The following is a 10,504-nucleotide window of genomic DNA, read 5'->3' as shown; positions in this document are numbered from 1 at the left end:
GTCTACACACCGCCGCACCGGCCGAGCCGCGGGGACGCGGCCACCCCCCGCCGCACACCCCGCGAAGAGGGGGGGCTGGGGCGCCCCCCCCGCCCCCACCCCCGGTTGCATTCTGCACCACTTCGCTGTGCCGTGACCGGAGACCGCCGGACCGCGTCCGGCTCCCGGCCCCGCCGCCCGCAGGATTTCCCGTGGCCGGAGGCTGCTTGGCGCCGTAGCGGCGCATCTTGCCTGGGCCCCGCCGCCTCGCCCGCCGTCAGGCCGAATCGCATGCGGGAGCATGGGGTATCCGTTACCGCTTGAAGCTGTTTGCAGGTAACCCGCCGGTGTTGGCGGAGATCCCACGGAGGAAGTCATGGCTCTCGCCGAACTGGACGTCGTCGTCCTGGACTGTCCCGACCCGCGCGCGCTCGCCGAGTTCTACGCGGGGGTGCTGGGCGGCACCATCACGGAGGAGACCGACTGGATCGACCTGGAGGTGCCCGGCGGCCGGAAGCTGGCGTTCCAGGCCGCGCCCGGGTACGTACCGCCGCGCTGGCCGTCGCCCGACGGCTCGCAGCAGTTGCATCTGGACCTGAAGGTCGGGGACCTGGACGTGGCGGAGAAGGGGGTGCTGGCGCTCGGCGCGACGCCGCTGGACACCGAGGACAGGTCGCGTTCGTTCCGGGTGTACGCCGACCCGGCCGGACATCCGTTCTGCCTCTGCGCCTGCTGAAGGGACCCGGCGGCGGTCAGCCGTCCAGGTCGGCGATCCTCGCGGAGGACGGCGGCCTGCGGTGGGGGGGGGGGCGCGGGGGCGGGGGGGCGGGGGCCGCCGGGCGCGCCGCCTCCTCGCCACTGTGCGCGCGCGCGGGCGGGGGGGCGGTCGCGCCCCTCGGGGCGATTCCCGCGGGCCCCGGGGGGGAGGGGGGCGGCGCGGCGGGGGGGATTTAGCGCGCCCCCCGCGCAGCACGCGCTGGACATTGCCCCAGGTGAGCAGGGCGAGGTCGGAGGCGGACCAGCCCCGGGTGATGAGCTCCGCGATCAGATGCGGATAGCAGGAGGCGTCGGCGAGGTCCTGCGGGTGGGCGGTCCCGGAGTCGTACGTGCCCGAGAGGCCGACGCATTCCGCTCCCGCGAGCGCGCGGACGTGGCCGAGGTGGTCGGCGACGTCCCGGACGGACGGACCGGTCTGTTCGGCGGTGAGCGGGACCATGCACAGTCCCTTGGCGGCGCCCAGTTCGGTCAGGACCTCGTCGGACAGGTTCGACGGGTGCGGGCGCAGGGCGCGGGCGGCCGAGCGGGTGAACAGGACCGGGGCCTTGGAGGCGGCGAGAGCGCGGCCGATCGTGGCGTCCGAGGTGCCCGAGAGGTCGGCGAGGACGCCGAGCCGGTTCATCTCGCGCAGCACCTCCTCGCCGAACCGGGTCAGGCCCGTCTCACCCGCCCATGAGGCGCCGGTGAGGGTGAGGACGCGCAGGCCGAGCGTGTGCAGGGCACGCAGGATGCCGAGCGAGTCGCCGAGCGCGGCGGCTCCGGCCGGGCCGAGGACGACGGCGACGCGGCCGCGGCCGCGGGCGTCGGCGACCTCGCCCGCGCCGCACGCGAGCCGCAGGCCCTCGGGGTGGGCGTGGATCACGGTCTTGACCAGGTCGAGCTGCTCCAGGGTGGCGCCGACGGCCCGGTCCCCGGCGAGGCCTTTGGGCAGGTGCAGCGACCAGAACAGGGCGCCCACGTGCCCTTCGCGCAGTCGCGGCAGGTCCGTGTCCACGGCGCTCTCGCCGAGCTCCAGATCGAACCAGGGCAGATGGCGCAGGGCCCAGGGGAGCCCGCTGTAGCCGTCGGCGACGGGGTTGTCGGCCAGGAACGTACGGGCCCGTGCCAGCGGGTCGGAGCCGTCGGCGGCTGCCGGGGCACGGTCCGGGGCGCCGGAGCCGGCCGCGAGGCCTGTGGCGCCGGAGCCGGAGCCGGCCGCGAGGCCTGTGGCGCCGGAGCCGGAGCCGGCCGCGAGGCCTGTGGCGTCTCCGAGGAGGGTTCCGGAGGGCAGCGCTTCGGTGTCGGGCCAGGCAGCGGGCGGGTCGAGCTCTCCCACCTCGGCGGTGGTGTGCAGTTCGTCCTGCAGGTCTGCCATGACGGGCTCCGGGGTGTGGGCAGCGGTGATCACCAGCGGTGTCACCGCCACCGTGGCACGGGGGCCGGGGCGCTTCCTGGTGGGTGCGGCGTTCGGGGTAGCGCACCGCTCCGCCGGCCCGGAAGCCGCCCGGCACCCGTGCCGGGCACGCGGAAGGCGCCCGGGCGGGGAGCCCGGACGCCTTCGTGGGCCCCGGAGTCCGGGACCGGGTGACTCGGTGAGCCGTCGGCCCTCAGCCGTCCAACTGCTCCAGCGTCGCGTTCGACGGTGCCCGGCGGGACTGGAGGTCGCGGGCGACGTCCTCCGCCGCACCCAGCACGCGCACGGAGTTCTGCCAGGTCAGCTTGGCCACGTCCGGGGAGGACCAGCCGCGGTCGAGGAGCTCGGCGATCAGGTTCGGATAGCCCGAGACGTCGTCCAGTCCGGCCGGGGTGAAGGCCGTGCCGTCGTAGTCGCCGCCGATGCCGAGGTGGTCGATGCCGGCGACCTCGCGCATGTGGTCGAGGTGGTCGGCGACCGTCGAGACGGTGGCGATCGGGCGCGGGTTGTCCTCCTCGAAGGCCCGGTGGACCTTCATGGCCTCGGCGGTGGTGTCGAGGTGGTGGAAGCCGTTCGCGCGCATGTTGTCGTCGGCCGCGGCCGTCCAGTCGACCGCCGCCTGGAGGACGAACTTCGGCACGAACGTCACCATCGCCACTCCCCCGTTGGCGGGCAGCCGCTCCAGTACGTCGTCCGGGATGTTGCGCGGGTGGTCGCACACGGCGCGGGCGGAGGAGTGGGAGAAGATCACCGGCGCAACGGAGGTGTCGAGCGCGTCGCGCATGGTCGTCGCGGCCACGTGCGAGAGGTCGACGAGCATGCCCTCGCGGTTCATCTCCCGTACGACCTCACGGCCGAACGCGGACAGGCCGCCCACGACGGGAGAGTCCGTCGCCGAGTCCGCCCAGGCGATGTTGTCGTTGTGGGTGAGGGTCATGTAGCGGACGCCGAGCGCGTACAGCCCGCGCAGGGCGGCGAGGGAGTCGTCGATCGAGTGACCGCCCTCCGCGCCCATGAGGGAGGCGATACGGCCCTCGGCGCGGGCCGCCTCCATGTCCGCGGCCGTCAGCGCGGCCCGCAGGTCGGCGGGATACCGGTCGATCAACTGCCGTACGCAGTCGATCTGTTCCAGCGTCGCGGTGAGGGCGCCGGGCAGGTCCGAGCGGACGTACACCGACCAGTACTGCGCGCCGACGCCGCCGGCGCGCAGCCGGGCCAGGTCCGTGTGCAGGTGGGCGCTCTGGTCGGTGGCGATGTCACGGGCGCCGAGGTCGTAGCGGACCTGCTCCCGCAGCGCGTAGGGCAGGTCGTTGTGTCCGTCGACGACCGGGAACTCGTCGAGCAGGGCCCGGGCACGGTCGATCGAGGGCAGGGAGGACGAGGACATCCGCGTCACTTCCCGAAGCCGAAGCCGCCGGCGGCGCCCTCGACCTTGGCGCGCAGCCGCTTGCCCTTCTCGGTGGCCTGGTCGTTCAGCTCCTGCTGGAACTCCCGCATCCGGCCGAGGAGTTCCTCGTCGTGGGCGGCGAGGATCCGGGCGGCCAGCAGACCCGCGTTGCGGGCGCCGCCGACGGAGACGGTCGCCACCGGCACGCCGGCCGGCATCTGCACGATGGACAGCAGCGAGTCCATGCCGTCGAGGTACTTGAGCGGGACGGGCACGCCGATGACGGGCAGCGGGGTGACCGACGCCAGCATCCCGGGCAGGTGCGCGGCGCCGCCGGCACCCGCGATGATCGCCTTGAGCCCGCGCTCCGCGGCCTGCTCGCCGTACGCGATCATCTCGTGCGGCATGCGGTGCGCGGAGACGACATCCACCTCGTAGGGGATCTCGAACTCGTCCAGCGCCTGGGCGGCGGCCTCCATGACCGGCCAGTCGGAGTCCGAACCCATGACGATGCCTACAACGGGGCTCATTCGGTGATCGTGCCTCTCAGGTAGCCGGCTGCGTGCCGGGCGCGATCGAGGACGTCGTCCAGGTCGTCGCCGTAGGTGTTGACGTGGCCGACCTTACGGCCGGGCTTCACGTCCTTGCCGTACATGTGGATCTTGAGCTGCGGGTCGCGGGCCATGCAGTGCAGGTACGCGGAGTACATGTCGGGGTAGTCGCCGCCGAGGACGTTCGCCATGACCGTCCACCGGGCGCGCGGGCGCGGGTCGCCGAGCGGGAGGTCGAGGACCGCGCGGACGTGGTTGGCGAACTGGGAGGTGACCGCGCCGTCCTGGGTCCAGTGGCCCGAGTTGTGCGGTCGCATGGCCAGTTCGTTGACGAGGATGCGTCCGTCGCGGGTCTCGAAGAGCTCGACGGCCAGGTGGCCGACGACACCGAGTTCCTTGGCGATGCGCAGCGCCAGTTCCTGCGCCTCCAGGGCCAGCTCCTCGGCGATGCCGGGCGCCGGGGCGATCACGGTGTCGCAGACGCCGCCGACCTGCTGGGACTCGACGACGGGGTAGGCGACGGCCTGGCCGTGCGGGGAGCGGACGACGTTCGCGGCGAGCTCCCGCGCGAAGTCGACCTTCTCCTCGGCGAGGACGGGGACGCCGGCGCGGAACGGGTCGGCGGCCTCCTCCAGGGAGCGGACGAACCAGACGCCCTTGCCGTCGTAGCCGCCGCGGACGGTCTTGAGGATGACCGGGAAGCCGTCGCCCTCCTCCCCCTCGGCGAGGCCTTCCGCCGCGAACGCGGCCACGTCCCGGGCGTCGGTCACGATGCGGTGCCGGGGGCACGGCACACCGATCTCGTCGAGCTTCGCGCGCATCACACCCTTGTCCTGGGCGTGCACGAGCGCGTCGGGACCCGGCCGGACGGGGATGCCGTCCGCCTCCAGGGCCCGCAGGTGCTCGGTCGGGACGTGCTCGTGATCGAAGGTGATCACGTCACAGCCCCGCGCGAAGTCACGCAGCGTGTCGAGGTCGCGATAGTCGCCGACGACGACTTCGCCGACGACCTGCGCCGCGGAATCCTGCGGAGTGTCACTGAGGAGCTTGAACTTGATGCCGAGCGGGATGCCCGCCTCGTGTGTCATACGAGCGAGCTGGCCACCGCCGACCATGCCGACTACCGGGAACGTCACGCTCCAAGAGTATCGGCCGAGCCACCGTGGCCGATTTCCGCGGCGATTCGCCCGATTTTCCCTTCCGCTGACCGCGTCTTTTCTTACCTGTGAGGACATGCACAGGCACCGCGCGGGAGCGCTGGTTAGCATGGACTGGTTGGACTATTCCACCGCGCGTTCACCGGCGCGCACACGATCAAGACCCACCGACGGGGGCTGGCAAGACCATGGGCAGTGCTACACCGGGGCCTCATACCGGGCCTCGCAGCGCGGTTCGGCGCCGCTTCGACCTGCTCTTCCGCGAGGTCGCCAAGTTCGGCGCGGTGGGCGGTGCGGGGCTGCTCGTCAACCTGCTCGTGTTCAATCTGGTGCGCCACCTCACGGACCTGCAGGTCGTGCGGGCCAGTGTCATCGCCACGGTCGTGTCCATCGTCTTCAACTACGTCGGGTTCCGATACTTCACCTACCGGGACCGCGACAAGGGCGGGCGCACCAAGGAACTGACGCTGTTCCTGCTGTTCAGCGCGGTGGGCCTGGTCATCGAGAACGGCGTCCTGTACGTGGCGACGTACGGGTTCGGCTGGGACAGCCCGCTGCAGAGCAACATCTTCAAGTTCCTCGGCATCGGTGTCGCGACGCTCTTCCGCTTCTGGTCCTACCGCACCTGGGTGTTCCGGGCGCTTCCGGCCCGGGAGGCGGTGGCCAGTGCCGAATCGTTCCTGGACGAGGAGCCCGAGCCCGGGACGCGCCGTCCGCGGGCCCGCGTGAACTGACCGCGCGTTCCCCCGCCCGACCTGGCGTTCTCCTGCCCGACCGCGCCTCCCCCTGCCGGACCGCTCGTCCCTACCTGACCGTGCGCCCCTCGTCGTCCTCGGCGAGCCGGGGCGGGCGCTTGTGCGGGGTGCGGGACAGGAACAGGCCGAAGACCGGCGGCTGGGCCTGGAGCATCTCCAGACGGCCGCCGTCCGCCTCCGCGAGGTCGCGGGCGACGGCGAGACCGATGCCGGTGGAGTTGCGGCCGCTGATGGTGCGCTCGAAGATGCGGGCGCCGAGGTCGGTGGGAACGCCGGGGCCCTCGTCGGTGACCTCGATGACGGCCTGGTTGCCGATCACGCGGGTGCGCAGCGCGACGGTGCCGCCGCCGTGCATCAGGGAGTTCTCGATCAGTGCCGCGAGGACCTGGGCGACCGCGCCCGGGGTTCCCACCGCCTGGAGATGACGCTTGCCGGAGCTGACGATCGCGCGGCCGGCGCTGCGGTAGGCGGGGCGCCATTCCTCGAGCTGCTGCTTGATGACCTCGTCGAGGTCGAAGGAGACGGCGGAGCCGGTACGCGGGTCGCGGGCGTTGGTGAGCAGCCGCTCGACCACGTCCGTGAGGCGCTCCACCTGCGTCAGCGCGATGGTGGCCTCCTCCTTCACCGTGTCGGGGTCGTCGGTGAGGGTGATCTCCTCCAGCCGCATGGAGAGCGCCGTCAGCGGTGTCCGCAGTTGGTGGGAGGCGTCGGCGGCGAGGCGCCGCTCGGCGGTGAGCATGCGGCCGATGCGCTCGGCGCTGCCGTCCAGGACGTCGGCGACCCGGTCGAGCTCGGGGACGCCGTAGCGCTTGTGCCGCGGGCGGGGGTCGCCCGAGCCCAGCCGTTCCGCCGTCTCGGCGAGGTCGGTGAGCGGGGAGGCGAGGCGGTTGGCCTGCCGTACGGCGAGCAGGACGGCGGCGATGATCGCGAGGAGGGCGACGGCTCCGATGACCAGGAGCGTGCGGCCGACCTCCTTGGTCACCGAGGAGCGGGGCTCCTGGACGGTGACGCTCTCCCCCGACTCGCCCTTGGCGGTGTACTGGATGACGTCGCCGGTGGGCTGGTTGCCGACCTCGATGGGGTCGCGGCCCGGAATCCTGATGACGGCGTAGCGCCGGTCGGTGACCTGGTTCTTGAACGTGTCGCCGCTGATGTTCTCGTCGCCGAGGATGCGGCTGTCCACGATGCTGGCCAGGCGCAGCGCCTCGGAGTCCACGCGCTCCTGGGCGCTGTTGCTGATCGTGCGGGTCTCGACGATGACGAGCGAGACGCCGAAGACGGCGATCACCACGAGGACGACGGCGAGGGTGGACTGGATCAGACGGCGACGCACGGGGCCCTCCGGGCAGATGGCTGTACCGGGACCAGTGTGCACGTTCACCGCTCCGCCCCGAGCCGGTCACCGGTCCGGGGCGCCGCTTTTCCCTACCGGCCCCGGCACCCGGGCCCCGGATGCCTCCGAGAACCGACCACCCCGGAACCTCGACCGTCCCGAAACCTCGACCGTCCCGGAAAGCCGTCCCGACCCGAAAGCCCGGCCGACCCGGAAAGCCGGTCGTCCCCCGGGACCTCGGCCGGCCCGGAAGGCGGTCGTCCCCTGGGACCTCGGCCGTCCCGGAAGCCGGTCGCCCCCTGGGACCTCGGCCGGCCCGGAAGGCGGTCGTCCCGGAAGGCGGCCCGTCTCCGGACACCGGGACACCGGGCCCCCGTGGGCTCGGGACCCGGCTGCCGGGGCCTTCGGCGGGGCGGAGCCTCAGCTCTTCTCGAAGCGGAAGCCGACCCCTCGTACCGTCGCGATGTAACGAGGGTTCGCGGCGTCGTCGCCGAGCTTCTTGCGCAGCCAGGAGATGTGCATGTCGAGCGTCTTGGTGGAGGACCACCACGTGGTGTCCCAGACCTCGCGCATGAGCTGGTCGCGGGTGACGACGCGGCCCGCGTCCCGCACCAGGACCCGCAGGAGGTCGAACTCCTTCGCCGTGAGCTGGAGTTCCTCGTCGCCCATCCAGGCGCGGTGCGACTCGACGTCGATGCGCACGCCGTGGGTGGCGGGGGGCTGCTGGGGCTCGGCGGCGCCGCGCCGGAGCAGCGCCCGTACCCGGGCGAGCAGTTCCGCGAGCCGGAACGGCTTGGTGACGTAGTCGTCGGCGCCCGCGTCGAGGCCGACGACGGTGTCCACCTCGTCGGCGCGCGCGGTGAGGATGAGGATGGGCACGGTGTGGCCCTCGGCGCGGAGCCGGCGGGCGACTTCCAGTCCGTCCATGCCGGGCAGTCCGAGGTCCAGGACCACCAGGTCGACACCGCCCTGCATGCCGGCGTCGAGCGCGGTGGGGCCGTCCTCGCGGACTTCGACCTCGTAACCTTCCCGGCGCAGGGCACGGGCCAGCGGCTCCGAGATGGACGCGTCGTCCTCGGCGAGCAGTACACGGGTCATGGGGTGATGGTAGTCCGCCGTGCAGCACGCCCGGGCAGTGATCCGCCCCTGGGATTCACACCCTCCGTCCGGGTGTTTCTTACCTGCGGGTGTGCGATGCGATCCTTGCTAACACCTTCGAAAGATCGCTCACGGTTCCATGATTGCCTGTGATCCATATCTCAAGTCCTTCCATATGGGGCATTGCGATGTCGTATGGTGACCAGACGCCTGTTGCACCACATCGGGACCTTTGGCTCGAACTTGATGCTGAAGGTCTCTTCTGTGTGCGGGCTGGTGTCAGCCAGCCTCGAAGGAAAGACCTGTGGCCGGGCCCGGACACGCTGACGCGTGACGGGCGTGGATCCCGGTGGTCGCCGTCCGCCGCTCCGGCAATGCCGTAGCGGACTCCCCATGGGCGTGGGGAGGGACGCCGGACCCCGCCGGTGCCGGCCGCCCCCCATGGGCGCGCAATTCCCCCGAGCTCTCGCTGTCGGCGTGAGCGAGGGGACCCCCCAACAGCGCGTCCCGACCAGCAAGGATCGACCATGGCGTCCAGCCTGACGAAGGACTCGGTGACCCCGGGAATCCCTGGCTCCGAGAAGACCTTCTTCGGCCACCCCCGCGGACTGGCCACTCTCTTCATGACCGAGATGTGGGAGCGTTTCTCCTACTACGGGATGAAGGCACTGCTCCCGCTGTACCTGGTGGCACCGGGCGGTCTGCACCTCAGCGCGGCCACCGCGACCGCGATCTACTCGGTGTACCTCTCCCTCGTGTACCTGCTCGCCCTGCCCGGCGGCTGGTTCGCGGACCGTGTCCTCGGCCCCCGTAAGACGGTCGCCGTCGCGGGTCTGATCATCATGCTGGGCCACCTCACGCTGGCTCTGCCCTCCTCCGGAACCTTCTACGCGGGCCTCGGCCTCGTGGCGATCGGTTCCGGTCTGCTGAAGGCCAACATCTCCACGATGGTGGGCCACCTCTACGACGGCCCGGACGACGCGCGCCGTGACGGTGGCTTCACGCTGTTCTACGTCGGCATCAACCTCGGTGCCTTCGCCGCTCCGCTGATCATCGGCACCATCGGCGAGAACGTGAACTGGCACCTGGGCTTCGCCCTCGCCGCGCTCGGCATGGCGCTGGGTCTCATCCAGTACCTGCTCGGCGGCCGTCACCTCAGCGCCCGCTCGCACGAGGTCCCCACGCCTCTGACGGCCGAGGAGAAGTCCGCGACGCTGCGCAAGTCCGCCCTGTGGGCCGCTGTCGCCGTCGTCTTCTACGCGATCGTCGGCTTCTCGGGCCACTACACGCTGAACTGGCTGCTGGTCCCGATCATCATCGCCGGCCTGGTCATCCCGGTCATGGTCATCGGGCGCATCAAGCGCGACAAGTCCCTGGGCCGTGCCGACCAGTCGAAGATGTCCGCGTACATCTGGTTCTTCGTGGCCGCGGCCGTCTTCTGGATGATCTACGACCAGGGCGGCTCGACGATGTCGATCTTCGCCGACGAGTCGGCCAAGAACACCATCTTCGGCTGGGAGTTCCCGGTCTCCTGGTACCAGTCGGTCAACCCGGTCATGATCATGGCGCTGGCCCCGGTCTTCGCCTGGGCGTGGCTGTGGCTGAACAAGCGTGGCAAGGAGCCGAGCACGGCGACGAAGTTCGCCTCGGGTCTGATCCTGATCGGTGCGTCGTTCTTCCTCTTCCTGGCCCCGCTGACGATCGCCGAGGGCGGTCACAAGGCGGCCGCGATGTGGCTGGTGGCGATCTACTTCGTGCAGACCGTCGGTGAGCTGCTGCTCTCCCCGGTCGGCCTCTCCGTCACCACGAAGATGGCTCCGGCGAAGTACGCCTCCCAGATGATGGGTGTCTGGTTCCTGGCCGTCACCGCCGGTGACGCCACGACCGGTCTGCTCTCCATCGCCGAGGTCGACCTCAACAAGACGGGCATCGTCGCTCTGGAGGCCACGCTCGCCGTGATCGCCGGTGTCGCGGTGTGGATGTACCGCAAGAAGGTCAAGGCGCTCATGGGCGACGTCCACTGACGTCGGTTCCACAGCACGGCGAAGGGCCGCCGCACCGTTCGGTGCGGCGG

At 71.4% G+C, this 10,504-nt stretch carries 8 protein-coding genes and 1 pseudogene; 3 read left to right on the top strand and 6 right to left on the bottom strand.

All coding sequences use genetic code 11. The features are described 5' to 3' along the window. Positions 1–355 precede the first annotated feature (355 nt). Complete coding sequence (locus ACFXGX_RS26495; protein ID WP_384795688.1) at positions 356–715, top strand: VOC family protein; 360 nt, start codon at positions 356–358, stop codon at positions 713–715. Positions 716–904: 189 nt separating this feature from the next. Here ACFXGX_RS26495 and ACFXGX_RS26490 read toward each other — a convergent pair. The 4 genes and pseudogenes from ACFXGX_RS26490 to ACFXGX_RS26475 all read right to left on the bottom strand — a co-directional run. Further along, positions 905–2,110, bottom strand: a pseudogene (locus ACFXGX_RS26490) (dipeptidase); the annotation flags it as partial. Between the two features lie 232 nt (positions 2,111–2,342). Continuing rightward, on the bottom strand, positions 2,343–3,536 hold the full coding sequence (locus ACFXGX_RS26485; RefSeq protein WP_384795622.1) for a dipeptidase: 1,194 nt from the start codon (positions 3,534–3,536) through the stop codon (positions 2,343–2,345). A 5-nt stretch (positions 3,537–3,541) separates the two neighbouring features. Beyond that, positions 3,542–4,066: a 5-(carboxyamino)imidazole ribonucleotide mutase gene (gene purE, locus ACFXGX_RS26480; protein ID WP_384795620.1), complete on the bottom strand. Its 525-nt coding sequence runs from the start codon at positions 4,064–4,066 to the stop codon at positions 3,542–3,544. Further along, positions 4,063–5,223: a 5-(carboxyamino)imidazole ribonucleotide synthase gene (locus tag ACFXGX_RS26475; protein ID WP_384795618.1), complete on the bottom strand. Its 1,161-nt coding sequence runs from the start codon at positions 5,221–5,223 to the stop codon at positions 4,063–4,065. The genes purE and ACFXGX_RS26475 overlap by 4 nt, the downstream gene beginning before the upstream one ends. A gap of 209 nt (positions 5,224–5,432) precedes the next feature. On the opposite strand from ACFXGX_RS26475, the gene ACFXGX_RS26470 reads away from it, so the two are divergent. After that, complete coding sequence (locus tag ACFXGX_RS26470) at positions 5,433–5,978, top strand: GtrA family protein (protein WP_384795616.1); 546 nt, start codon at positions 5,433–5,435, stop codon at positions 5,976–5,978. Positions 5,979–6,048: 70 nt separating this feature from the next. On the opposite strand, the gene ACFXGX_RS26465 is transcribed toward ACFXGX_RS26470, so the two are convergent. Together ACFXGX_RS26465 and ACFXGX_RS26460 are read right to left on the bottom strand one after the other, a co-directional pair. Continuing rightward, positions 6,049–7,332, bottom strand: a complete 1,284-nt coding sequence (locus tag ACFXGX_RS26465) for an ATP-binding protein (RefSeq protein WP_384795614.1) — start codon at positions 7,330–7,332, stop codon at positions 6,049–6,051. A gap of 420 nt (positions 7,333–7,752) precedes the next feature. Next, positions 7,753–8,430, bottom strand: coding sequence for a response regulator transcription factor (locus ACFXGX_RS26460; RefSeq protein WP_018566970.1), 678 nt, complete (start codon positions 8,428–8,430; stop codon positions 7,753–7,755). Positions 8,431–8,957: 527 nt separating this feature from the next. Between ACFXGX_RS26460 and ACFXGX_RS26455 the strand changes: the two genes are divergently transcribed. Then, positions 8,958–10,454 carry an oligopeptide:H+ symporter gene (locus tag ACFXGX_RS26455; RefSeq protein ID WP_384795612.1) on the top strand — a complete coding sequence of 499 codons (1,497 nt, stop codon included), beginning with the start codon at positions 8,958–8,960 and terminating at the stop codon, positions 10,452–10,454. The last annotated feature ends 50 nt before the right edge of the window (positions 10,455–10,504 follow it).

It is taken from the genome of Streptomyces sp. NPDC059371, assembly GCF_042751995.1.
Taxonomy (GTDB): Bacteria; Actinomycetota; Actinomycetes; order Streptomycetales; family Streptomycetaceae; genus Streptomyces.
Note: the sequence above shows the minus strand (reverse complement) of the source record. Positions and strands in the feature narration are given on the sequence as shown.